The following is a 23,677-nucleotide window of genomic DNA, read 5'->3' as shown; positions in this document are numbered from 1 at the left end:
TCAGCCGAGCGCCTGGGAGAGATCCGCCAGCAGGTCGTCCACGGACTCGATGCCCACCGAAAGACGCACCAGATCCGACGGCACTTCGAGCGCCGAGCCCGCCGCCGACGCATGCGTCATCCGCCCCGGGTGCTCGATCAGCGACTCCACACCGCCCAGCGACTCACCGAGCGTGAACAGCTCCGCCCGGTTGCACACCTCGACCGCCGCCTCCTCGCCCCCGGCGACCCGGAACGACACCATGCCGCCGAACGCCCTCATCTGCTTGGCGGCGGTCTCGTGCCCGGGGTGCGAGGGCAGCCCGGGGTAAAGCACCTGCGTCACCTTCGGGTGGCTCGCCAGCATCTCGGCCACGCGCGCCGCGTTGGCGCAATGCCGGTCCATGCGGACCGCGAGCGTCTTGATACCGCGCATCACCAGCCACGCGTCGAACGGCCCGGCGACGGCGCCCATCGCGTTCTGGTGGTACGCGAACTGCTCGCCGAGCTCGGCGTCGGCGGTGACCAGCGCACCGCCGACGACGTCCGAGTGCCCGCCCATGTACTTGGTGGTGGAGTGCACGACGACATCGGCACCGAGGGCGAGCGGCTGCTGCAGATAGGGGCTGGCGAAGGTGTTGTCGACGACGAGCCGGGCACCGGCCCCGCGGGCGATCGCGGCGACCGCCGCGATGTCGGTGATGCCGAGCAGCGGATTGCTCGGCGTCTCCACCCAGACGACCTTGGTGTTGGGCCGCAGCCCGGCCCGTACCGCCGCCGGATCGGAGGTGTCCGCGACGGACCACTGCACGCCCCACGCCTCGACCACCTTGGAGAACAGCCGGAAGGTACCTCCATAGGCGTCGTTGGGAATCACCACGTGGTCACCGGGCGCAAGGACCGTCCGCAGCAGGCAGTCCTCGGCCGCGAGGCCCGACGCGAACGCCAGCCCGCGGCGGCCGCCTTCGAGGGCGGCCAGGTTCTCCTCGAGCGCGGTACGGGTCGGGTTCGCCGATCGGCTGTACTCGTAGCCGCCGCGCAGGCCGCCCACGCCGTCCTGTTTGTAAGTGGAGACCTGGTAGATAGGCGTGACGACGGCGCCGGTCGCCGCGTCCGCCTCCTGTCCCGCGTGGATGGCGAGGGTCTCGAAGCTCTGGTGCTTGTCGGTCATGGAGCGAGCGTAATGCGCCACCGGCACATGGCCGGAACGGAATCCTGCACCGCCCCGATACGTTCTGATGAACGACCGCCGCCGCACGGCCCCTCGCCGCCCAAGGAGACGCCGCCGATGTTCCTCAGCCGCCACCAGACCCAGCTCCCCACCCCCGAGCAGGCCCTCCTCGGCCGCGACGAGCCCGCATTCACCATCACCGACCGCCACACCGTGCTCGGCCACCCACTGCTCCCCCCTTACCCCGCGGACCTGCAGATCGCGGACTTCGGACTGGGCTGCTTCTGGGGCGCCGAGCGCCGTTTCTGGCAGACGCCCGGCGTCTGGACCACCCTCGTCGGCTACCAGGGCGGTCACACCCCCCACCCCACCTACGAGGAGGTGTGCAGCGGCCTGACCGGACACACCGAGGCCGTCCGCGTCGTCTTCGACCCGGCGCTCGTCTCGTACGACCAGCTGCTGAAGCTCTTCTGGGAGTCCCACGACCCGACCCAGGGCTTCCGTCAGGGCAACGACACGGGCACGCAGTACCGCTCCGCGATCTACACCCACTCCGACGCCCAGCAGCGCCAGGCCGAATCCTCCCGCGACGCCTACCAGCCCGTCCTCACCAAGGCCGGCTACGGCCCGATCACGACGGAGATCCTGCCCGCGGGCACGTTCTATGTGGCCGAGGACTATCACCAGCAGTACCTGGACAAAAACCCGGCGGGCTACTGCGGGATCGGCGGCACGGGCCAGTCGTGCCCGATCGGCGTGGCTCCGATGGATGGCTGGCAATCCTGAGTGCATGCCCCCGCCGCGCTGCCCGCTTGTCACAGCCCTGCGCCATCAGTTGCGGCGCGCGCCGGCGCGCGTGCAGTGGGATCCTGAGCGCGATCTCCACCTGCGTGCCCTCCCCTACCGCTCGCTGCAACTCGGGCTGTCGGGCGCGGCCGTGTGCCGTTACGCAGACGAGTGGGCGCTCGGCATCAGCGACGTGACCCCGCTCGCACAACAGATCCACGCGCTCGTACGCGACGGCGACCTGGACTTCTCGCGTCACCTAGGGGTCGCCCGTACGTCCCGGTGATGACGGCAGCCCTGTGATGACTACCGGGGTTTGACCTCACAACCCGCGCACAGGTTGATCCGGCGGGGCGTCCCGTCTCCTAGCGTCGTGGTCGGTGGGAACCGGAGACCAAGAGACCAGAGAACAGGTAGGCACAGGTACGCATGGTGCACAGCATGGCGTTGGCGTCAGCCCCCGAATACCAGGGCGCCCTGGGGTCGGCTCTGTCCGTGAACTCGTCGTACGACGAAGTGCTGGCGAAGGCCACCGAGCAGCAGCAGCGGTCGCTGCTCGAATACGCGCGGGCCGGCTTGGCGATTGCCGAGGCCAACCGGCGTCTGGGGCGGGTGGAGGCGGCCGAGCGCGCCTGGCGGGAGAGTTACCGCGCGGCGCGCCGGGCCGGTGACAGCGGGGCGATGGCCTGGGCATTGTGGAGCGGCGGCACGCTGGCCCGGCAGTGCGGCCGGCTCGCGCTCGCCCGCCGCTGGCTCTCGGCCGCCGCCGCGCTGGCCGAGCGCGGCGGCGACCGTGTCGCCCGCGGATACGCGCTGGCCGGGCTCGCGGAGACGGGTCGCATCCAGGGCGACTACGCGGCCGTCACCGAGTTGCACGAGCAACTCCTCGCCGAAGCACGCAAGTACGGCGAGGCACGGCACATCGTGTGGGCGCTGGAGGGCATCGCGCAAATGCATCGCAACACGGGCGCGTACGACACCGCCCTGGCCATGTTCGAGGAGGCGGCCGAGATCGCGAGGAATGCGGACGATGCGCGCGGCCATGCGTGGGCGCTGCGCGGCGTGGCCGACGTGGTGTCGGTGCGGGGCGGGACGCGGCAGGCCCTGGTCCTGCTGTCCGAGGCGGAGGCCGTCTGCCGGTCGATGCGCCTGGACAGCGCGCTCGCCTACAACCACAAGATGCAGGGCAATGTGCTGTTCAGGGCCGGCCGGTACGAGGAGGCCGAGGAGGCCTACGCGGGCGCGTTGGAGGAGTTCCGGGCGATCCGCGAACCGCGTGGCGAGGCACTGTCCCGGCTCGGGCTCGTCAAGTCCCGCTCCCGGATGGGGGCTCCGGATGCGCAGATCGGGGCGGAGCTGGACGAGTTGGAGGCGACGTTCGAACGGATCGGGCTGCATCACGCCCGGGAGATGGTCATCGCCTTCCGGGACGGGATGGCACCCTGATCCGGCTTCGGCCATCTGTCGGCCATCTGTCGGGCAACGGCACCGCGAGGTACCGTCGGTGGTATCGCCGAGATATCGAGATACCGCGAGGTGCGCCGATGCCGGACCCGGACGTGGACCCGGACCTGGACGTGGAAAAGTCGCCCGCCGAGCTGCTGCTTCAGGCCGTTGACACTCTTCCGAAGGCGGAACGCGATCGTGTCCTGGTCTGGCTCATCGACCCGACGCCCAACTCGGGACAGGCGGCGTGGGCACAGCGTTCGTATGCACAAGGGATCGCCAGCCGGGTCCCGGAGCTGTCGCCGCAGATGGGCGAGGCGCTCCGCCGACGTTTCTCCGCGGCGCGCGGTGATGAACTGCAGGCGGTGCCGGTGCGGCTGACGGCGGACCAGCTCGCGACGCTGCGCCAGTGGTCCCAGGAGCATCAGTTCTCCATGGCCACCGTCATCCGCGGTCTGGTCGGACGCTTCTTGGAGGAGCAGGGCGCGGCGGCCCCGTCCGAAGCCTCCGAGCCCTTGTAGCCTCGGGTGTCTGCCGAGCCCGGCGCCGGCGGCCGGCGCCGGGCTCTCACGCGGCACGCGTCACGGCGTGTAGCACTGGTTGGTGGAGGTGTCGAAGATGGGCGTGGTGTCGACCGCCTCATCGGAGGGCGGGTCGACGAGGACGGGCACCTGGCCGCTCTGGGTGAGGCTGTCCTCACAGCTCAGGATGGCCTGGTTCTCGGAGTCCCCGGCCCACAGGTCGATGTGACGGTAGTTCGGGCCGCCGTCCGGTCCCTGCCCGGTCCAGTCCTGGTCGCACTCGGTGCAGTCGTCCTCCATGATGAAGTACTTCTTCAGGTACGGGTAGTAGACCTTGGTGCCTACCGGCAGCTCGTCCTTGTCCGTCGCGAAGGTGACGGGGTCGTCGTACGTACCGGTGCCGCCGGCCTGGCTGTGGATGACCGGGTACGCGATGTCGGTGGATCCGGGCGGGGTGTTGTCGAGCGCCCCGTAGAGCGTCACATACATGTCGTACGTGGTCGAGGCGGGCCTGGCCGATGACGCTGCCGCGGAGTGCGCGGGCGCGGCGTCGGCGACGGCTTGGCTGATGCCCAGTGCGAGTACGGACCCCACGGCGAGGCCGATGACACGGGAACGGCGCATCATCCTTCCCCTTCCTGCAGCCGTTAGGAAACTTTCCTAACGTGATGCTGATGCAAGCTAGCGGTGGGCGCCCCGCACCGGGAAGGGGTCCGGGCACAGATTTTTGAGTCATTCATGACATGAAATCGGCCATGGGATGCCGTCGCAGCGCCCATACTTGGCGCCGACATGGCTACAGATGCAGATACCGAACACACGCAGGTCGTCGTCATCGGCGCCGGTCCCGCCGGGCTCACACTCGCCAATCTGCTGCGACAGCGCGGCATCGGCTGTCTCCTCCTGGAGGAACAGAGCCGGGAGTTCATCGAGCAGCGGCCGCGCGCCGGGTTCATGGAGGAGTGGGCCGTACGCGCGCTGGAACGGCACGGGCTCGCCGAGCGGCTGCTCGACAACGCGCAGCGGCACGCGGCGTTCGAGATCCGGTTCGACGGGGAGCGTCACATCCTGTCGTATGCCGAGCTCACCGGGCACCACCACTTCGTCTATCCGCAGCCGCTGCTGGTGGCCGATCTGACCGCGGCCTACGTCGACGGCGCCGGCGGCGACGCCCGCTTCGGCGCACGGGATGTTGCCCTGCACGACCTGGAGTCCGACCGCCCCGCCGTCACGTACACCGACGGCCGGTCCGGGCGCGCGCACCGCATCACGTGCGACGCCGTCGCCGGTTGCGACGGGGCCCGCGGCGTCTCACGCGCCTTCCTGCCCGCCGGGGTCGCCCGGCACGACTACGGGATCGGCTGGCTCGCCCTGCTCGCCGAGGCGCCGCCCTCCGCCGACGGGGTCGTCTTCGGCATCCATCCACGCGGTCTCGCCGCGCACATGGCGCGCAGCCCGCACGTCACCCGCTTCTATCTGCAGTGCCCGGCCGGGGACGACGTCGCCAACTGGAGTGACGAGCGCGTGTGGAAGGAGTTGCATGCGCGCCTCACCGTGCCGGGCGGGACGATCACCGAGGGGCCACTGATCGAGAAGCAGGTCCTCGACATGCACAACTACGTCGTGGACCGGATGTCGCACGGACGGCTTCACCTCGCCGGCGATGCAGCGCACGTGGTCGCGCCGATCGGCGCGAAGGGCATGAACCTGGCGATCCACGATGCGCTACTGCTCGCCGACGCGCTTACCGCGCAGCTGCGGGACGGCGACGGCACCGCGCTCGCCGGGTACTCGGAGGCGGCGTTGCGGCGGGTGTGGCAGTACCAGGAGTTCTCGCAGTGGTTCGCGGAGATACTGCACGGCCCCGCCGCCGAGCCGTTCCGGGCACGGATGGCGCAGGCGCGGTTGCGGCGGCTGTTCGGGTCGCGGGCCGCCGCCACCGCGTTCTGCGAGCTCTACATCGGCAAGGACGCCGACTGGTGAGCCCGTACGCCGTCGAGGCCGGGGGCGATGCCGGGTGGGACGGATTCAAGGGTGGCCAGGATCGCCTGCGCGAGGGCGTACGCGGATTCCGCACCGAGCTCCACGGCCACCCTGGCGGACGGGCCCTGGGCGGGGTTGAGGAAGTCGATGTTGAGGGTGTGCTCGGCGAGGGCGTGCTGCGGGTGATCGAAGTAGACGCTGGCGTCGGTGACGCGGAACCAGCCCGCCGCTCCCTTGCCGCTGCCGTCGACCGCGACCTTGTTGGTGATGTACGTGCACATGGCTGAACTGACTCCCTTTCAGGAACCGAGGGTGCGGCCGAAGAAGTCCCAGATGGCCTGCCAGCCGTCGGCGGCAGCCTGCGGACGGTAGCTGGGCCGGTCGGTGGCGAAGAACGCATGCCCGGCGCCCTCGTAGGTGTGGAACTCGTACGGCTTGCCGAGCCGCGCGAGTTCGGCCTCGATCTCGGCCGTCTCGGCGGGTGACGGGTGCGCGTCCTCGGCGCCGAAGAGGCCGAGCAGCGGGCAGGACAGATCCTTGGCAAGGCCGATGATCGGCTCGACCTGGAGCGGGAACCCCTCCGGGGGCTTGCCGGCGACGAAGGCGCCGTAGCAGTCGACGGCGGCGTCGAGCGGCAGCTTGCAGGCGGCGAGGAACGCCTGGCGCCCGCCGGAGCAGTAACCGATCACGCCCACCTTGCCGTTGGAGGAGGTAAGCGAACGCAGCGCGGCGGCCGCGCCCGCCACATCGCCGACGAGCTGCTCGTCGGGCACGCCGCCCGCGGCGCGGGCAGCCGCCGCCGCGTCGTCGGGGGAGGCGCCGGGGGCAAAGCGGTAGTGAAGGTCGGGGCAGATGGCGGCGTAGCCGCGAGCGGCGAAGGAGCGGGTGATCTCCTTCGTCGCCTCGTCATAGCCTGGCATGTGGTGGATCACCACGACACCGCCGTGCGGTCCCGGGTTGAGGGGGCGGGCGAGGTAGGCGTCGATCTCGTCGCCGCCGTGGCCGGTGATCCTGACGGTCTCGGCCATCATTGCGTCGTACATGGGCTCGTCTCGTCTCTCGTGTCCGTGCGTCGTCGCGTTCTCGCGTTCCGTGTTCTCGCGTTCTCGCGTTCTCGCGTTCTCGCGTTCTCGCGTACTCGCGTACTCGATCAGTTCTCAGTTGTACGCCATCACATGGCTGCGCCCGGGCAGCCGGTGAGGGATGCCCGGGCGCAGAGGACAGTGTGTGCACACTCCGTCAGCCGGCTGCAGTGCGGTCGTTGATGGTGACCCGGCCCTTCTTGATCGTGGCGACACGGGGTGCACGGCGGGCGATCGCCGAGTCGTGGGTGACCATGATGAACGTCAGCCCGTACTCCCGCCACAACCCTTCCAGGAGGCTCATGATCTCGTCACGGGTGTCCTCGTCCAGGTTGCCGGTCGGCTCGTCCGCCAGCAGCACCTTCGGCTTCTTCACCAGCGCGCGGGCGATGGCCACGCGCTGCTGCTGACCGCCGGACAGCTCGCCGGGCAGGTGACCGAGCCGCTCACCGAGCCCGACCGACTCCAGCGCTTCCGCGGCGCGGGCCCGCCGCTCGGTGGTCTTGATGCCGAGTGGGACGAGGGCGGCCTCGACGTTCTCCTGGGCGGTCAGGGTGGGGATGAGATTGAAGCTTTGGAAGACGAAGCCGATGTTGGCGCTGCGCACCTGCGTCAGCTTGGCCTCGCTCAGGCGGGCCATATCGGTGCCGTCCAGCTCCACGCTGCCCTCACTGGGACGGTCCAGACCACCGAGCATCTGCAGCAGGGTGGACTTGCCGCCGCCGGTGGGTCCTTGGATGACGAGCTGGTCGCCGTCCTCGATGACGAGATCGACGCTCTTGAGCGCTTCGATGGTCTCGCGTCCGCGCTGATAGCGCTTGGTGACGCCGCTGAGCTGGTACATGGTGACTCCTGGATGGGGAATGGGGTGGGCGTTCCGGTGCTGGCCGGGAGTTATTCGACCCGGCGCAGGGCGTCAGCCGGCCGCAACCGCGAAGCACGCCAGCCACCGAACCCACCCGCGATCAGACCCCCCGCAATCGCCAGCGCGACGGCGAGGACGATCGTCGACACACTCACCGGAGCCGTCAGCGCGATGTGCAGCGACTTGCCGGCCGCCCGGCGGACGACGCCGCCGCCACCGCCGAGGCCACCACCACCGCCGCCGCCGCCGAAGGGGTTGCCACCTCCACCGCCGCCGCCGAGCTGAGCGGTCAGGTTCGGGCTGATCGCGGTGATGAGGTACGCGGCGCCGAGGCCGATGCCGATGCCGAGCACGCCACCGATCAGGCCGTTGACCAGCGCTTCACCCACCACTTGGCCGGTGACGCGACGGCTCTTCCACCCCAGCGCCTTCAGCGTGCCGAACTCCCGCACACGGCGGCTGACCGCGGAGGAGGTCAGGAGCCCCGCCACCAGGAACGCGGCGATCAGCACCACGATCGACAGCCACTTGCCCACCGTCGAGGCGAGGCTGGAGGCGGTCGACAGCGAACCGCCCACCGTCGATGCCAGATCCTGCGACGTGGTCACCGTCGTACCTGAGATGTTCTTCTGAACCTCGGACTTGACGTTGCCGATCAGCTGCGAGTTGGTGGCCTTGACATAGACCGTGGTGATCTCGTTCTTGGTGTTCGCCAGCGTCTGCGCCTGCTGCAGCGGCACATAGACGTTGGCCGCCGCGTCACCGCTGTCCGCGGTGGCGATACCGATGACCTTGTAGTTCTTGCCGCTGATCGTGAAGGTGGAGCCCACGGAGAGCTTCTTCTGCGACGCGTAGTTGCTGTCGACGACCACGACCTGCTGGCTGGCGTCGGAGGAGGTGAAGTTCCTACCGCTGGTGATCTTCGACGCGGTCAGCGGGCCGATGTCCATCTTCGAGGTGTCGACGCCGTACAGGGTGTAGTTGTCGACGTTGAAGTTGGCGCCGCCGCCCTTGATGAACTGGCGGTAGTAGCCACGGCCGCCACCGCCACCGCCTCCGCCACCCCCGAGGGCACCGGCGCCACCGCCACCGCCACCGCTGCCGTCCGGCTGCTGGGCGATCTGGCCCTGGCTGAACTGGCCGTTGATCTTGACGACCCGCAGGCTGAGCCCGCCGACCGCCTCGGCGACGCCGCTTTGCCCCTGCACCTTGGAGACGACGGAGTCATCCAACGTCTGGAAGCCCTGCGGCATGATCCTGTCGTCGCTCTGCGACGAGGAACCACTGCTCGCGTTGAACTTGAACGAGGGCGGACCGCTGGCGCCGCTTCCGGTGTCCGCGGGCGGCGCCTTGGTGACGGTCATGTCGGTGCCGAGGCCGTAGAGCGACTGCAGCACCTTGCCCTGCGCCTGGCTCATGCCCGCGGAGACGGACTGGACCGTGATGACGAGGCCAATGCCGAGCGCGAGCCCCAGGGCGATGACAAGCGCCGCCTTTCTGCGGCGGCGCAGTTCGCGCCGAAGGTACGTGAAGAACATGCGATTCCTCGCCGTTGCCGCCCCGAGACGACGGGACGTGAAAGGAGTGGGGACGGAGACGGGAGGGAGAGGGGTCTCAAGGCGCTCCTCCTCCCGCCGCGGCGAAACGGTAGGAAACCCCCGTTAGTGAGGTGTGAAGCGCGGATGAGACGTGGATGAGAAACACGAACGCGCAGGCGGGGCCCGGCCTGGTGATCCACCAGGAGCCGGGCCCCGCCTGCGCGTTGAGTCCTGCGCCCGTCGTCGTACGGGCCGCGCCGTTACGGCACCGTTACTATATCGGTATCGCGCTGCCGGCGACCCATTGGTTCCACGACATGTTCCAGCCGTTGAGACCGTTGTCGGGTGCGATGGTCCTGTCGTTGGAGTTCTTGACCACGACCACGTCGCCGATCTGCGAGTTGTTGTAGAACCACGCGGCATCCGTGGCCGTGTCGCCACCGCCCTTGACGTCGCTCATGCCGATGCAGCCGTGGCTGGTGGCCACGTGGCCGAAAACCGACGTCGGCGACCAGTAGTTGCCGTGGATGAATGTGCCCGACGTGCTCAACCGCATCGCGTGCGGCACGTCCTTGATGTCGTACTCGCCCTTGCCGTCGGCGTTGGTGAAGCCGACGGTCGAGCCGTCCATGCGGGTCTTCTCGAACTTCTCCGAGATCACCATCTGCCCGTTGTACGTGGTGTGCTGAGGGCTTCCGGTCGAGACGGGGATGGTCCTGATCACCTTGCCGTCCCGGGTGACCGTCATCGTCTGGGTGGCCACGTCGACGGTGGAGACCTGAGAGCGGCCGACGGCGAAGGTGACGGTCTTGTCCTGGACGCCCGTGATGCCGTTCGCACCGCGGACATTGTCGAGGTTGAGCCTGAGGGTGACCTGGGAACCCGGCCGCCAGTAGTTCTCGGGGCGGAAGTCCAGGCGGTTGTCGCCGAACCAGTGGCCGACGACCTTCTGGCCGCTGCTCGTGCTCACCTGAATGTGCGACTGGACGGCCGCCTTGTCAGAGATCGCCTTGTCGAAATTGACCGACACCGGCATTCCGACGCCGACGGTCGAGCCGGCGTCCGGCGTGTAGTAGGCGATGAAGCTGTTGGCCGGGGAGACGGTGGTGAAGGTGGCGTTCGAGGTGGCCGGGCGGCCGGCGGAGTCCTTGGCGTCCGCGGTGATGCGGTAGGCGGTGCCGCGGTCGAGCTGCGTGTCCGGCTTCCAGCTCCTGCCGTCGGCGGAGATGGCGCCGGGTATCTGCCGGCCGCCGTCGGCCGTCGTCAGCACGACCTTGGTGAGCCTTCCACCCGCGACGGAGACCTTGGCGTCGTTGTTGATGCCGACGTTGGTCTGCTTGTCCTTCGGCGCGATGGTGATCCGGGCCCCGGAGGCGTCCTTGGCTGCCGCGGTGTCGGCCGCGGACGCCGCCGAGGCGCTGCTGGAGACGCGGGCGCCGGATCCTCCGCACGCGGTGAGCAGCAGCGCGCCGCCGAGCACGGCGGACAGGGCTGCGGCGGTGGCGTGCTTGCCACGCCGTCCGCGCCTCCCATGTCCGCCACGCCTGCTGTCCCTGCGAACGGCCGATATGCCGACGGATATACCGGTAACACGTTTCTCCGACATGTGAATGAAGAACCTCTGGCGGTATAGGCCCGTTCCATCCCGGATGCGACTGTGACAAACGCCACGGGGCCCGGAACCGCCGGTCCCGGGCCCCTCACCGCCCTACCGCCTCACCGCCTCAGCGCTCGTCGTCCTCCTCGTACAGCTCCCACTCCTCGGCATCGGGGTCGTAGTCGGTGTGCGCGCTGCTCCACGACGCCTGCACCAGCTCCACCCCCGGCACCTCGCCGACCAGGTCGAACGGGTCGACCAGATAGGCCAGGGCCTCCGCCTCGTCGCGCTGGACGGCATCGCGCGCGTGGGTGCGCTCGTCGTCCGGCATGTGCTCCTCCTCCGCGATGCGGCCCAGAGCGGCCGATCGCAGCTGACCGGTATCGGTGATCTGCACGACCAGCTCGGCCTGCAGCCGGATGAAGCGCTCCGGGCTTGCGGGGTTCTCGTCGGCCACGCCGCTCCCGCCGCCTTCGCGCGTCTGCGGATTCTCTTTCTGCGTTGCACTCATGCGACGGAGAGTAGGCGCCCGGTGCGCGCACAGTGGCCGGACACGTCCCGGACACGGCCATGCGTCACCCCCGCCCCTGGTCCTTCGGGCACGGGGGACCCGCACCTCCCTCTCATCACGACCCGGCTTCCCTGCGCTCCCCCGACTTCACTACGATCGGGGGCTCACGGTGAAGTCGCCGTATCCGCAAGGGGGTTCCATGGCCTCGCGCCGCTCGCTCACCACCACGGCCGCCGCCTCGGGCGCCCTGCTCGCCGCGATCTACTTCATGCCGTCCGCGTCCGCGACCATGGAGCGCCCCGAGCACGCGCCGGCGGCGGCCACGACCGCAGCCCCGGCCAGGACGACCGCGGGACGCAGCAGTAGCAGCCGCACCGATCTCGCGGACACCGGAAGCGTCGACACCACCCCGTACGTCGTCGGCGGCACCGCGTTCCTGGGCATGGGCGCAGCGCTGCTCATGGCGTCCCGGCGCCGCGCCCTGCCGTACATGTAGGGCACACGTAGGGCCGTGGAGGGCGGCCTACGCCAGCGGCCCGGTCACCTTCTCGGCCGCCTCCACCAGACCACCCGACCGTACGAACGCCTCGGCCGCCGCCAGATCGGGTGCGAGGAAACGGTCCGGGCCGGGCCCCGAGACGCCCGCCCCACGCGCGGCCTGGACCACGGACCGGGTGGCCGGTGCCGCCACCAGCTCGTCCCCCGTCAGCTCGCGCAGCTCGATCGCACGGGACGCGGCGACCAGCTCGACGGCGATGATCCGCGTCAGGTTGTCGATCGCGTGGCGCAGCTTGCGTGCGGCCGACCAGCCCATCGAGACGTGGTCCTCCTGCATCGCCGATGACGGGATCGAGTCGGCCGAGGCGGGCACCGCGAGCCGCTTGTTCTCGCTGACCAGCGCCGCCTGCGTGTACTGGGCGATCATCAGCCCCGAGTCGACGCCCGGGTCCCCGGCGAGGAACGGCGGCAGGCCGTGCGAACGGTTCTTGTCCAGCAGCCGGTCGGTGCGCCGCTCGGCGATGGAGCCGAGGTCGGCGGCGGCCACCGCAAGGAAGTCCAGGACGTAGGCGACGGGCGCGCCGTGGAAGTTGCCGTTGGACTCGACCCGCCCGTCCGGCAGCACGACGGGGTTGTCGACGGCGGAGGCCAGCTCGCGGTCGGCGACGAGACGGGCGTGGGCGAGGGTGTCGCGTCCGGCGCCCGCGACCTGCGGGGCGCAGCGCACGGAGTACGCGTCCTGCACCCGCGGCGCCTCGTCCTCCTGGAAGTGGCCGGTCAGGGCGGAACCGGCGAGCACCCGCAGCATGTTGTCGGCGCTCGCGGCCTGGCCCGGGTGCGGGCGGATGGCGTGCAGCTCGGGCGCGAGCACCCTGTCGGTGCCGAGCAGCCCCTCGAGCGACATAGCGGCGGTGATGTCGGCCGCGGTGAACAGCGCACCGAGGTCGGCGCAAGCCATCAGCAGCATGCCGAGCATGCCGTCGGTGCCGTTGAGCAGCGCGAGGCCTTCCTTCTCGCGCAGTTCGACCGGCTCTATGCCATGAGCGGCGAGCAGCTCGGCGGACGGCCGTACGACGCCGTCGGGGCCTTCCGCCTCCCCCTCGCCCATCAGCGTGAGCGCACAGTGGGACAGCGGCGCCAGGTCGCCCGAGCAGCCCAGGGATCCGTATTCGCGGACGACGGGTGTGATCCCGGCGTTGAGGATGCGCGCCATCGTCTCGGCGACGACGGGGCGTACGCCCGTGCGGCCGGAGGCGAGGGTCTTCAGCCGCAGGAACATCAGGGCCCGCACGACCTCGCGCTCGACGCGCGGGCCCATCCCCGCGGCGTGCGAGCGGACGATGGAACGCTGCAGCTGGGCGCGCAGCTCAGGGCCGATGTGCATCACGGCGAGCGCACCGAAACCGGTGGAGACGCCGTAAACGGGGTCGGGCTTGGCGGCGAGGGCGTCGACGATCGCGCGGGAGGTGGCGATCCCGTCCAGTGCCTCGGGTGACAGCTCGACCCGGGCGTTACCGCGGGCAACAGCGAGTACGTCGTCCGCGGTCGTCCCGGACGTCCCCAACACCACAGTGTGCATATTCATATTCACGCACCCTAAAGACTGAATCGCCAACTGTCACGGGTGGGGGTCAGGAGCCGGGACGGCGCCCGCGGAACCTGCGGCGTTCCGCGCCCGCCGCGGGCGGGGCGTCGACCAGTTCGGCAACGGCGCGGCCGGCGATCACCGGGCGCTCCGAGCGCTCGGCCTTCGCCCGGTACTGGGCGGCGTCCGCGAGCCGGAACAGGCGCCGCGCGGACTTCACCGGACCGGCCCCCGCATCCGTCGAGGCAACGCCGACCGCAACCCCGTCGCCGAGGCCGAGCCAGCGCGCCCTCTGGCACAGCTCCTCGGCCGCCCGCTCCGCGTCGGCGGCCTCGCAGCCCACCGCGAGCAGGCAGAACTCGTCGCCGCCGAGGCGCGCGGCGAGGCTGCCCGGCAGCATCGCCCCGCACAGCGAGAGCACAGAGCCGAAGCCGACGAGGAGCCGGTCGCCGACCTCGTGGCCGAGCGAGTCGTTGACGCGTTTGAGGCCGTTGAGATCACAGACGATCAGGCTCACCGCCACTCCCTGCGCGCGATGGCGCTCCAGCGCCTCGTCGAGGCGCGCGTCGACCGCGCGCCGGTTGGCGAGACCGGTCAGCGGATCGGTGAAGGCGAGCTTGCGCACCTCTTCGAGCCGCTCGGTCTGGGCGATCCCGGCGGCGATCACGGCCGCGAGCACGGTCGCGAAGTCGGCGTCGTCGCGGTCGAAGACCGGCTCCCCCAGCTTCCGCGCCACATACAACTCGCCCCACGCCCGGCCGTGCAGCACGATCGGCGCGACGACGCAGCAGCCACGCCCGCGCCGGCGCAGTGCCGCGACGCGCTGGTGCTCGTACGGGCCCGAGCCGAAACCGGCCACGGTCTCCACCCACGCGTGTGGCTCGCCCCCGCCGGCCCACTCGCCGTGTACGTACTCGACGACCTCCGGGAAATCGTGCACGGGATAGGACTCGTCCTCCGGCAGCGACTCCTCGCCCGGCGCGAGCTCGCCGTCGTTGACCAGCACGCGCAGCCGTCCGTGTTCGCGCTCCCACACCGACACGGCGGCAAATCCGGCGTCGAGCGCCTCGCGCACCCGGGCGGCCGCCGCACGGACAGCGTCCAGCGGCGTCTGCGCGGCCGCCACCGCCTGGGCGATCCCGACCACGGCCATCAGCCGCCCGTCTACGCCCGCCTCCTCACCCATCGCCGCCGCCTCTCCGTACACGTCAATGCACTCAAGGCTAAGGACATTGCGGTGCATTTCACCTCGCAGCCTCTCGCCGTTGGGCGGCATGGTGATTCGCCGGGTGCGCACGCCAACGGAGTGGCTGACGTATCGCGCCGTCTCAGAACGGGGGCCGCTTCTTCGCGTTCTTCGCGCCGAAGAGGCGAGACGAAAGCCGCACCCGGTGAATCACCATGCCGCGGCGCGAAGGCGTCCGCCGCTCCCGGCGTTACTCGCCCGGCCAGGCCGGGGTGCGCTTTTCGTTGAAGGCGGCGACGCCTTCCGCGCGGTCGCCGGAGAAGGCGGTCGTGCGCCACGCCGCGTCCTCGACCTCCAGGCCCTCACGCAGGCCGAGCCCCTGGCCGAGGCGCAGTGCGCGCTTCGCGGCGCGCAGGCCCACGGGGGAGTTCGCGGCGATGCGTTCGGCGAGGGCGAGCGCCGTCGTGCGGTCCTCGCCCTCGTCGACGAGCTGGTCGATCAGGCCGAGGGCGAGCGCCTCGGCCGCCGGGACCCGGCGGGCGGTGAAGACGAGTTCCGCCGCGCGCGCCGCGCCAACGCGGCGCGGCAGCAGTTGCGTGCCGCCGCCGCCCGGGATGACGCCGACCGACACCTCGGGGAGCCCGACGACCGCCGTGTCGTCGGCGACGATCACGTCGCAGGAGAGCGCGAGTTCGAACCCGCCGCCGAGTGCGAACCCGTGCACGGCCGCGATGGCGGGCATCGGCAGTTCGAGGACGCCGGTGTACGCGGCACGCGTGACCGGGCGCTGCCGTACCAGGTCGGCGTCGGTGAACGCGTTGCGCTCCTTCAGGTCGGCGCCGACGCAGAACGCCCGCTCATGCGATGAGGTGAGCACCACGGCGCTCACGGAACGGTCGGCGGACAGCGCCGCGCACGCGTCCGCCAGCGCACGCGCCATCTGCGTCGAGACGGCGTTCATCGCCTTCACTCGGTCGAGTACCAGCTCGGCGACGTGCTCCCCGTGCCGCCGAACGACGACCCACTCCCCGATCCTCTGCTCCGTCATCCCGCGCCGCCCTCCCGGTCAACGATCGTGCTCTGACATCAGCCTCCCCCTGCCTGCGGCGGGAGGTACCCCCTGCCGCGGCGTAGGCAGAGATCATCGCAGATCAGCCGCGGCGCGTCAGCAGCCACGGCTCGACGACGCCGAGACCGCGCACCGGGCGGCGCCACATCGGCTGGAGTGCGAAGCGGTACTTCTCGTCCTCCGACGCCTCCGCCTCCGAGAGGGGCGCGTCGCCGGACGCGCCGAGCGCCTCCGCCAGCTCCCCGTCGACGAGCACGGCGTCGCGCGGCGCTATGGAGGTGAGCCTGCTCGCCAGGTTCACCGTCGTGCCGAAGACATCGCCCATCCGGGTTGTCACCGTGCCGAAGGACATCCCGACCCGCAGCTCCGGCATCGTCTCGTCGCCGCTCATCGTCTCGATCAGCCGCAGCCCGATCTCGGCTGCGATACCCGGGTCGTCGCTGACGAAGAGCACCTCGTCACCGAGTGTCTTGATCAGCCGGCCGCCGTGCGCCGCGACGAGATCGGCGCACGTCGTCTCGAATGCCTCGACGAGCTCGCCGAGCTCCTCCTCCTCCAGCCGCCGCGTGAGCCGGGTGAAGCCGACGAGATCGGCGAAGCCGACGGCGAGCCGCCGGTTGACCGCTTCCTCGTCGTCGGCCTGCGCGACGCGGCTGGTCGCGGCGGCGAGCTGGCGCCGCCAGACATAGATGATGAACTCCTCGAGCTCCGGCAGCAGCAGCTCGATCAGCGGATACGCGACCTCGGCCCGCGTCATGCCCAACTCGGGCGGCTCGGTGAGGCCTTCGAGGAAGGAGTCGGTCTGCCAGTCGGCAAGGCGTGCCGTGGTCTGCCCGGTCGAGCGGGCGACCTGAACCGCCATGGACTCGCTCAGCAGGCCGGCCTCCACCAGGCCGGCGAGGCGGCGCAGCGCCAGGACGTCGGCCTCGGTGAGTGCCTTCGCCTGGCCGATGTCGGCGAAACCCATCGCCCGCCAGAAGCGGGACGCCAGCTCCATCGACACCCCAGCAGTGCGGGCCGCCTGGAAGGGCGTGTAGCGGCGCTCCGCGCCGAGGATCAGGTGTTCGAGGCGGAGCGCGAGGGGGTCCGCCTCGTGCTCGTTGGTGTCCCGCGCGTGCTCCTCAGCGTGTTCGTACGCATGCTCACGAGCGGCCTCGTTCGCCTCGGGCGCATCCGGCTTCTCCGGCTCGCGCGGGTGCATCCCCGCCTCCCCCACGCTCACCGTCCACCCCGCACCCGGCCGCCGCCGTTACGGTCACGGCGGCCGCCCGCGCCGGCATCGGCCGGGGAATACAGCCAGGCTCCGCGCACTGCCTTCCGAGCCCTTCCGATCGTCCGATCACGCTGGGGTTCCCGTGGCTCAGCCTCGGGGGAACGTCGGGTCAACGATACGGCAGTGTGCCGTAGCTCACGCCCCTTGGCCCAAGTCCTCTCCGAGCCAACCTGTGCGATCGCGTCGCAGCTCACCACGCCTGTCAGCGCACGTGCACCACGTCCCCTGCGCCGACCGCGACCTCGGCGCCGTCCGCCGCCAGCACCAGCCTGCCCTCGTCGTCGATGGACACCGCGTTCCCCTCCACCTCGCGCCCCCCGGGCAGCGTGGCGCGAACCGTACGGCCGAGCGTCGCGCAGCCCGCCGCGTATGTCTCGCGCAGCCCGCAGACGTGCGGGTCGCCGCCCGCGTCGCGCCACTTGACGTACCACTCGGCGATCGAGCGCAGCACCGCCCGAAGCAGCGGATCACGGTCGGTGACCGCGGCGCCGGCAAGCGCGAGCGACCCGGCATTCGGCACCGGAAGCTCGTCCTCGCGCAGCGTGACGTTGAGCCCGACGCCGACGACGATGCCCGTGGTCCCGACCCGCTCGGCAAGGATCCCGGCCGCCTTGCGCTCCTCGCCGCCCACCGTCACCAGCAGGTCATTGGGCCATTTCAGCGCCGTGTCGACGCCCGCGATCCGGGAGACCGCCGTCGCCGTCGCCACCCCTGCGAGCAGCGGCAGCCATCCCCAGCGCTCGGCCGGCACCGCCGCCGGCCGCAGCAGCACGGAGAAGAAGAGCCCCGAGCGGGCCGGTGCCGACCAGCGGCGGTCGAGGCGTCCGCGGCCCGCCGTCTGCTCCTCCGCGACGAGGACGGCGCCTTCCGCCGCGCCCGCCCTGGCGCGTTCGGCCAGGTCGACGTTGGTGGAACCGGTCTGCGTGACGACGTCGAGCGAGGTCCACAAGGGGCACCTCCCGCCGGAGGCAGGGGGAGCATCCGCCCCAGTCAGCAGCGCGCGTCGCAGCGCACCCTCGTTGAGCGGCGGGCGGTCCAGGTCCGACCAGGGCTGGGACGTCGGTTTGGAGTTCATCGATCCAGCCTATGAGCGCCCCGCGCCATGAGCGATCGAGGCGCGAGTGTGTCCAACGCCGCAGTGCCCCGCCTGGAGTGGCGCCGTTACGCTACGAAACAGCGTTACTCACGAGTCACGTCCCAGTCACGTCCGACCTCGTTCGACCCGTTCCGACCTGACGAGAGCAGGAGAGCCGCCCGACATGGCCGAGCCGGAGTACGACATCCACACCACTGCGGGCAAGCTCGCGGACCTGCGCCGCCGTATCGACGAGGCGACGCATGCGGGCTCCGCACGCGCCGTGGAGAAGCAGCACGCGAAGGGCAAGCTGACCGCGCGCGAGCGCGTCCATCTGCTGCTGGACGAGGGTTCGTTCGTCGAGCTGGACGAGTTCGCCCGGCACCGCTCCACCACCTTCGGCATGGAGCAGACCCGCCCCTACGGGGACGGTGTCGTCACCGGGTACGGCACGGTCGACGGCCGCCCGGTTGCCGTGTTCTCGCAGGACTTCACCGTCTTCGGCGGGGCACTGGGCGAGGTCTTCGGCGAGAAGATCGTCAAGGTGATGGACTTCGCCCTGAAGACCGGCTGCCCGGTCATCGGCATCAACGACTCCGGCGGTGCCCGCATCCAGGAGGGCGTGGCCTCGCTCGGCATGTACGGCGAGATCTTCCGCCGCAACACCCACGCCTCCGGCGTGATCCCGCAGATCTCGCTGATCATGGGCCCGTGCGCGGGCGGCGCGGTGTACTCCCCCGCGATCACCGACTTCGTGGTGATGGTGGATCAGACCTCGCACATGTTCATCACCGGCCCTGATGTGATCAAGACCGTCACCGGTGAGGACGTCGGTTTCGAGGAGCTCGGCGGCGCCCGCTCGCACTCCACCAAGTCGGGGAACGCGCACCACATGGCGGGCGACGAGAAGGACGCCATCGACTACGTCAAGGCGCTGCTGTCCTACCTGCCGAGCAACAACCTCGAGGAGCCGCCCGCCTACGCCGAGGAGGCGGACCTGACCGTCACCGGCGACGACCTCGAACTCGACGAGCTGATCCCCGACTCCGCGAACCAGCCGTACGACATGCACAAGGTCTTCGAGCACGTCCTCGACGATGGTGAATTCCTCGAGAGCCAGGCGATGTTCGCGCCGAACATCCTCACCGGCTTCGGACGCGTCGAGGGCCGCCCGGTCGGCATCGTCGCCAACCAGCCGATGCAGTTCGCCGGCTGTCTCGACATCGACGCCTCCGAGAAGGCGGCGCGCTTTGTGCGCACCTGCGACAGCTTCAACGTCCCGGTGCTGACCTTCGTGGACGTGCCCGGCTTCCTGCCCGGCACCGACCAGGAGTGGAACGGCATCATCCGGCGCGGTGCCAAGCTGATCTACGCCTACGCCGAGGCGACCGTCCCGCTGATCACCGTGATCACCCGCAAGGCGTACGGCGGCGCGTACGACGTCATGGGCTCCAAGCACCTCGGCGCCGATCTCAACCTCGCCTGGCCGACGGCCCAGATCGCGGTGATGGGTGCGCAGGGCGCGGTCAACATCCTGCACCGCCGTTCGCTCTCCGAGTCCGACAGTCCGGAAGAGCTGCGCGAACAGCTGCTCGCCGAGTATGAGGACACCCTGCTCAACCCGTACATCGCCGCCGAGCGCGGTTACGTCGACGCGGTGATCGCCCCGTCCGAGACCCGGACGCACATCGTCAAGGCGCTGCGGACGCTGCGGAACAAGCGCGAGAGCCTGCCGCCGAAGAAGCACGGCAACATTCCGCTGTAGGGCTGTGAAGTTGCAGAGAAGGGTGTCCGGCATGTTCAAGGTCATACGAGGGAACCCGACCCCGGAGGAGTTGGCCGCCGCGCTCGCGGTGGTTCAGGCGCGCGCGGCGGCCGGTGCGGCCGCCGCGCCCGGCGGCGGTGCCGACCGGCTCGACGAGTGGGCGGACCCGGCGCGCAACATCGCGGCGCGACGGGTGCCCAGGCCCGGGCCGAAGGCGTGGCGGAGCACGTACTGGCCGTACTGACGCCGGGCCGCGCCACCCCGCACCGCCGGACATGAGTACGCGTACTCAGGCGCGTCGTAGGGCCGAGCGCTCAGGATCGAGACCATGCTGTGGTCCGACCTCTCCGACGACGACGACGAGCAGCCTGAGGAGCTGCGACGGGCCCAGACGATGCTGCGGCGGGGCGCTCTGGTGATCGCGATCATGGCGCCGGTGATCATGCTGCTCGCCTCCTGGCGCGGCTGAGGGCCCGCGGCTGCGGCTCGATACGCTTTCCCCATGACCGTCCAGCGCACGCTCGTCCTCGCCTCCGCCTCCCCCGCCCGGCTCGGACTGCTCAGGCAGGCCGGCCTCGACCCGGAGGTCGTCGTCAGCGGGGTGGACGAGAACGGGATCAACGCGGCCACCCCCAGCGAGCTCGCCCTGCTGCTCGCCGAGGCCAAAGCGACGGCCGTCGCCGCGCAGTTGGACGGCGACGGCCCGGGGGCGCTCGTCGTCGGCTGCGACTCGGTGCTCGAACTCGACGGTCAGGCGCTGGGCAAGCCGCGTGACGCGGCCGAGGCGACGGCCCGGTGGCGGTCGATGCGCGGGCGCGCGGGCGTGCTGCGCACCGGGCACTGCGTGATCGACACAGTGAACGGGAAGCGAGCGTCGCGGACGGCGTCGACGACGGTGCGGTTCGGCACGCCGGACGACGCCGAGATCGAGGCGTATGTCGCGAGCGGCGAACCGCTGTACGTGGCGGGCGCGTTCACGCTCGACGGCCGCTCCGCACCGTTCATCGACTCCATCGAGGGAGACCACGGCAACGTCATCGGCCTGTCGCTGCCGCTGCTGCGGGAGCTGCTCGCCGAAGTCGGCGTGCGCATCACGGACTTGTGGGGCTAGCTCCGTTCGTGCTCCCGCCGTTGCGCGCATACGACAGCAGCGTCCACACCAGCAGCCCGAGGACGACCATGGCGGCGGCGAAGGCCGCCCAGCCGACGATCCCGACGACCGCGGCGCCGAGCACGCCGTGCACCACGGCGCAGACGATGAGCACGACCGATCCGAGGCGGCCCGGCGCGCGGTCGGTGGCGGCGATGCGGATCAGCAGCGCCGCGCAGACCAGGAGGAAGAGCGCGAACAGGGCGCCGGCCACGAAGGCCCCGGCCGACATCGCCTTGGGCGCGATTCCGCCGAACGACATGCTCTGCTGCTTGACGGCAAGCCCCAGCACGACGTTGACGAACGCGATGACGAGCGCCTCGACGATCAGCGCGGCCGCGCCCACCGCTGCCACCGGTCTGCTCATCCGGTCCACCTCACCCTCCACGCACCCCGGGACACAGACGCTACTAACGGGTAACGGTCACGACAAGAGTCCGTCGTGCATCACCCGTAGGGGCGCTGCGACGCGGCAAACTTTCCGTCCTCCTGTCGTGGGGATCCCACAAAGAATCCGCGTCACCGCATCGCGTTCCCCACAGCCGTCGCGTCCGTACCCCGCACCGCCCGAGTGCGGCGAAACCCCGGCGTACCGTGGAACGACAAGGCTTCAAGCATCAAGCAAGGCGGCCGTGCAACCGTGCGTGTGGGCAAGCTCACCCATAGGGGTGGGTCGGCACGACGTGTCGGCAGTCCCTAAACTCGGCTTGTTTCAAGGAGGGAGCCATCGTGCGCAAGGTGCTCATCGCCAATCGCGGCGAAATCGCCGTCCGTGTCGCCCGTGCCTGCCGGGATGCGGGGATCGCCAGCGTAGCGGTCTACGCGGAGCCGGACCGGGACGCGTTGCACGTGCGTGCCGCCGACGAGGCCTTTGCCCTGGGCGGTGACACCCCGGCCACCAGCTACCTGGACATCACCAAGGTCCTCAAGGCGGCGGCCGATTCCGGTGCAGATGCGGTGCACCCGGGCTACGGGTTCTTGTCGGAGAACGCCGAATTCGCCCAGGCCGTCATCGACGCCGGGCTGATCTGGATCGGCCCGCCGCCGCAGGCCATCCGCGGCCTGGGCGACAAGGTCGCCGCCCGCCACATCGCCCAGCGCGCCGGCGCCCCCCTGGTCGCCGGCACCCCCGACCCGGTCTCCGGAGCCGAGGAGGTCGTCGCCTTCGCCCGCGAGCACGGGCTGCCGATCGCCATCAAGGCCGCCTTCGGCGGCGGCGGCCGCGGACTGAAGGTCGCCCGCACCCTGGAGGAGATCAGCGAGCTGTACGACTCCGCGGTCCGCGAAGCAGTCGCCGCCTTCGGCCGCGGAGAATGCTTCGTCGAGCGCTACCTGGACAAGCCCCGCCACGTCGAGACGCAGTGCCTGGCCGATGCCCACGGCAACGTCGTGGTCGTCTCCACCCGCGACTGCTCCCTGCAGCGCCGCCACCAAAAGCTGGTCGAGGAAGCCCCCGCCCCCTTCCTGACCGAACAGCAGAACGCCGAGCTGTACGCCGCATCCAAGGCCATCCTCAAGGAAGCCGGATACGTCGGCGCCGGAACGTGTGAGTTCCTGGTCGGCACCGACGGCACCATCTCCTTCCTGGAGGTCAACACCCGCCTGCAGGTCGAGCACCCGGTCACCGAAGAGGTCACCGGCATCGACCTGGTACGCGAGCAGTTCCGCATCGCCGACGGCGAAGAACTCGGCTACACCGACCCGCCGCTGCGCGGCCACTCCTTCGAGTTCCGCATCAACGGCGAAGACCCGGGCCGGAACTTCCTGCCCGCCCCGGGCACCGTCACCACCTTCGACCCCCCGGCCGGGCCCGGCGTCCGGCTGGACGCGGGCGTGCAGGCCGGCAGCGTGATCGGCCCGGCCTGGGACTCCCTGCTCGCCAAGCTGATCGTCACCGGCGCCACCCGCCGCCAAGCCCTTGAGCGGGCCCGGCGCGCGCTGGCGGAGTTCACCGTGGAGGGCATGGCCACCGCCATTCCCTTCCACCGCGCCGTCGTCAGCGACCCCGCCTTCGCCCCCGCCGGCGACGAGCCCTTTGCGGTCCACACCCGCTGGATCGAGACCGAGTTCGTCAACACCATCCCGGCCTTCGCCGGTGCCCCGGCCGAGACCGAAGAGGCCGAGGAAGCCGGCAGGGAGACGGTGGTCGTCGAGGTCGGCGGCAAGCGGCTCGAGGTCTCCTTGCCCGCATCGCTGGGCATGCAGATCGCCCGCACCGCCGCGGCCGGCGGAGCCCGCCCCAAACGCCGCGCCGCAGCGAAGAAGTCCGGCCCCGCCGCCTCCGGCGACACCCTCGCCTCCCCCATGCAAGGCACCATCGTCAAGGTCGCCGTCGAAGAAGGCCAGCACGTCAACGAAGGCGACCTCGTCGTCGTCCTCGAAGCGATGAAGATGGAACAACCCATCAACGCCCACCGCTCCGGCACCATCAAGGGCCTGACCGCCGAAGTCGGCTCCTCCGTCTCCTCCGGCGCCCCCATCTGCGACATCAAGGACTGACGCAGCGCTCGATACAGCCAGTCCCCGGCCGGTCCACCGGCCGGGGACTGCTGCTTGCGGACTGCTGCTTGCGGACTGCTGCTTGCGGACTGCTGCTTG

Annotated in this window: 24 protein-coding genes and 1 pseudogene; 11 read left to right on the top strand and 14 right to left on the bottom strand. The window is 70.5% G+C overall.

The annotated features are described in order from the left end of the window. Positions 1 to 1,149, bottom strand: a complete 1,149-nt coding sequence (locus tag NGB36_RS16865) for a cystathionine gamma-synthase (protein WP_255921124.1) — start codon at positions 1,147 to 1,149, stop codon at positions 1 to 3. 117 nt (positions 1,150 to 1,266) lie between these two features. Here NGB36_RS16865 and msrA point away from each other — a divergent pair, with 117 nt between their 5' ends. The 4 genes and pseudogenes from msrA to NGB36_RS16845 all read left to right on the top strand — a co-directional run bounded on the left by msrA (position 1,267) and on the right by NGB36_RS16845 (position 3,902). After that, positions 1,267 to 1,935 (top strand): peptide-methionine (S)-S-oxide reductase MsrA, encoded by a 669-nt coding sequence (gene msrA / locus NGB36_RS16860; RefSeq protein ID WP_255921123.1) that lies wholly within the window; start codon positions 1,267 to 1,269, stop codon positions 1,933 to 1,935. A gap of 40 nt (positions 1,936 to 1,975) precedes the next feature. Continuing rightward, positions 1,976 to 2,221: pseudogene (locus tag NGB36_RS16855) on the top strand (DUF4291 family protein); the annotation flags it as partial. Between the two features lie 155 nt (positions 2,222 to 2,376). Then, positions 2,377 to 3,381 (top strand): tetratricopeptide repeat protein, encoded by a 1,005-nt coding sequence (locus tag NGB36_RS16850; RefSeq protein WP_255921122.1) that lies wholly within the window; start codon positions 2,377 to 2,379, stop codon positions 3,379 to 3,381. Between the two features lie 98 nt (positions 3,382 to 3,479). Then, positions 3,480 to 3,902 carry a hypothetical protein gene (locus NGB36_RS16845; protein ID WP_255921121.1) on the top strand — a complete coding sequence of 141 codons (423 nt, stop codon included), beginning with the start codon at positions 3,480 to 3,482 and terminating at the stop codon, positions 3,900 to 3,902. Positions 3,903 to 3,962: 60 nt separating this feature from the next. Here NGB36_RS16845 and NGB36_RS16840 read toward each other — a convergent pair whose 3' ends face one another. Further along, positions 3,963 to 4,529, bottom strand: coding sequence for a hypothetical protein (locus NGB36_RS16840; protein ID WP_255921120.1), 567 nt, complete (start codon positions 4,527 to 4,529; stop codon positions 3,963 to 3,965). A 165-nt stretch (positions 4,530 to 4,694) separates the two neighbouring features. On the opposite strand from NGB36_RS16840, the gene NGB36_RS16835 reads away from it, so the two are divergent. After that, entirely contained in the window at positions 4,695 to 5,885 is a 1,191-nt protein-coding gene (locus tag NGB36_RS16835; protein ID WP_255921119.1) for a 4-hydroxybenzoate 3-monooxygenase, read from the top strand. Here NGB36_RS16835 and NGB36_RS16830 read toward each other — a convergent pair. From NGB36_RS16830 to NGB36_RS16805, 6 genes are all read right to left on the bottom strand, one after another. After that, positions 5,858 to 6,166 (bottom strand): DUF6295 family protein, encoded by a 309-nt coding sequence (locus tag NGB36_RS16830; protein WP_255921118.1) that lies wholly within the window; start codon positions 6,164 to 6,166, stop codon positions 5,858 to 5,860. The genes NGB36_RS16835 and NGB36_RS16830 overlap by 28 nt on opposite strands. 18 nt (positions 6,167 to 6,184) lie before the next feature. After that, positions 6,185 to 6,928, bottom strand: coding sequence for a dienelactone hydrolase family protein (locus NGB36_RS16825; RefSeq protein WP_255921117.1), 744 nt, complete (start codon positions 6,926 to 6,928; stop codon positions 6,185 to 6,187). Positions 6,929 to 7,124: 196 nt separating this feature from the next. Then, entirely contained in the window at positions 7,125 to 7,811 is a 687-nt protein-coding gene (locus NGB36_RS16820) for an ABC transporter ATP-binding protein (RefSeq protein ID WP_255921116.1), read from the bottom strand. A gap of 50 nt (positions 7,812 to 7,861) precedes the next feature. Further along, complete coding sequence (locus tag NGB36_RS16815; protein ID WP_255921115.1) at positions 7,862 to 9,370, bottom strand: ABC transporter permease; 1,509 nt, start codon at positions 9,368 to 9,370, stop codon at positions 7,862 to 7,864. Between the two features lie 274 nt (positions 9,371 to 9,644). After that, positions 9,645 to 10,976: a L,D-transpeptidase gene (locus tag NGB36_RS16810; RefSeq protein ID WP_255921114.1), complete on the bottom strand. Its 1,332-nt coding sequence runs from the start codon at positions 10,974 to 10,976 to the stop codon at positions 9,645 to 9,647. Positions 10,977 to 11,094: 118 nt separating this feature from the next. Then, complete coding sequence (locus NGB36_RS16805) at positions 11,095 to 11,478, bottom strand: hypothetical protein (protein WP_308288865.1); 384 nt, start codon at positions 11,476 to 11,478, stop codon at positions 11,095 to 11,097. A 199-nt stretch (positions 11,479 to 11,677) separates the two neighbouring features. Here NGB36_RS16805 and NGB36_RS16800 point away from each other — a divergent pair, with 199 nt between their 5' ends. Beyond that, positions 11,678 to 11,974: an LAETG motif-containing sortase-dependent surface protein gene (locus tag NGB36_RS16800; RefSeq protein ID WP_255921113.1), complete on the top strand. Its 297-nt coding sequence runs from the start codon at positions 11,678 to 11,680 to the stop codon at positions 11,972 to 11,974. Positions 11,975 to 12,001: 27 nt separating this feature from the next. Here NGB36_RS16800 and hutH read toward each other — a convergent pair whose 3' ends face one another. The 5 genes from hutH to NGB36_RS16775 form a co-directional block, all read right to left on the bottom strand. Then, entirely contained in the window at positions 12,002 to 13,555 is a 1,554-nt protein-coding gene (gene hutH / locus NGB36_RS16795) for a histidine ammonia-lyase (RefSeq protein ID WP_255921249.1), read from the bottom strand. A 52-nt stretch (positions 13,556 to 13,607) separates the two neighbouring features. Beyond that, on the bottom strand, positions 13,608 to 14,747 hold the full coding sequence (locus tag NGB36_RS16790; RefSeq protein WP_255921248.1) for a GGDEF domain-containing protein: 1,140 nt from the start codon (positions 14,745 to 14,747) through the stop codon (positions 13,608 to 13,610). 250 nt (positions 14,748 to 14,997) lie between these two features. After that, positions 14,998 to 15,795 carry an enoyl-CoA hydratase/isomerase family protein gene (locus NGB36_RS16785; RefSeq protein WP_255921112.1) on the bottom strand — a complete coding sequence of 266 codons (798 nt, stop codon included), beginning with the start codon at positions 15,793 to 15,795 and terminating at the stop codon, positions 14,998 to 15,000. 103 nt (positions 15,796 to 15,898) lie between these two features. Further along, positions 15,899 to 17,017 carry an adenylate/guanylate cyclase domain-containing protein gene (locus NGB36_RS16780; protein WP_255921111.1) on the bottom strand — a complete coding sequence of 373 codons (1,119 nt, stop codon included), beginning with the start codon at positions 17,015 to 17,017 and terminating at the stop codon, positions 15,899 to 15,901. 274 nt (positions 17,018 to 17,291) lie between these two features. After that, positions 17,292 to 18,164, bottom strand: coding sequence for a biotin--[acetyl-CoA-carboxylase] ligase (locus tag NGB36_RS16775; protein WP_255921110.1), 873 nt, complete (start codon positions 18,162 to 18,164; stop codon positions 17,292 to 17,294). A gap of 184 nt (positions 18,165 to 18,348) precedes the next feature. On the opposite strand from NGB36_RS16775, the gene NGB36_RS16770 reads away from it, so the two are divergent. The 4 genes from NGB36_RS16770 (at position 18,349) to NGB36_RS16755 (ending at position 21,040) form a co-directional block, all read left to right on the top strand. Beyond that, positions 18,349 to 19,929, top strand: a complete 1,581-nt coding sequence (locus NGB36_RS16770) for an acyl-CoA carboxylase subunit beta (protein ID WP_255921109.1) — start codon at positions 18,349 to 18,351, stop codon at positions 19,927 to 19,929. Positions 19,930 to 19,960: 31 nt separating this feature from the next. Further along, positions 19,961 to 20,173: an acyl-CoA carboxylase epsilon subunit gene (locus tag NGB36_RS16765; protein ID WP_255921108.1), complete on the top strand. Its 213-nt coding sequence runs from the start codon at positions 19,961 to 19,963 to the stop codon at positions 20,171 to 20,173. Between the two features lie 84 nt (positions 20,174 to 20,257). Then, positions 20,258 to 20,398, top strand: coding sequence for a morphogenic membrane protein MmpB (gene mmpB / locus NGB36_RS16760; protein ID WP_255921107.1), 141 nt, complete (start codon positions 20,258 to 20,260; stop codon positions 20,396 to 20,398). Positions 20,399 to 20,431: 33 nt separating this feature from the next. Then, on the top strand, positions 20,432 to 21,040 hold the full coding sequence (locus NGB36_RS16755; RefSeq protein WP_255921106.1) for a nucleoside triphosphate pyrophosphatase: 609 nt from the start codon (positions 20,432 to 20,434) through the stop codon (positions 21,038 to 21,040). Here NGB36_RS16755 and NGB36_RS16750 read toward each other — a convergent pair. Then, positions 21,021 to 21,446, bottom strand: a complete 426-nt coding sequence (locus NGB36_RS16750) for a hypothetical protein (protein ID WP_255921105.1) — start codon at positions 21,444 to 21,446, stop codon at positions 21,021 to 21,023. The genes NGB36_RS16755 and NGB36_RS16750 overlap by 20 nt on opposite strands. A gap of 362 nt (positions 21,447 to 21,808) precedes the next feature. Between NGB36_RS16750 and NGB36_RS16745 the strand changes: the two genes are divergently transcribed. Next, positions 21,809 to 23,578, top strand: a complete 1,770-nt coding sequence (locus NGB36_RS16745) for an acetyl/propionyl/methylcrotonyl-CoA carboxylase subunit alpha (protein WP_255921104.1) — start codon at positions 21,809 to 21,811, stop codon at positions 23,576 to 23,578. Positions 23,579 to 23,677: the final 99 nt, after the last annotated feature.

This window comes from Streptomyces humicola, assembly GCF_024436035.1.
In the GTDB taxonomy this organism is placed as follows: domain Bacteria; phylum Actinomycetota; class Actinomycetes; order Streptomycetales; family Streptomycetaceae; genus Streptantibioticus_B; species Streptantibioticus_B humicola.
This window is presented reverse-complemented; position numbering and strand designations above follow the sequence as displayed.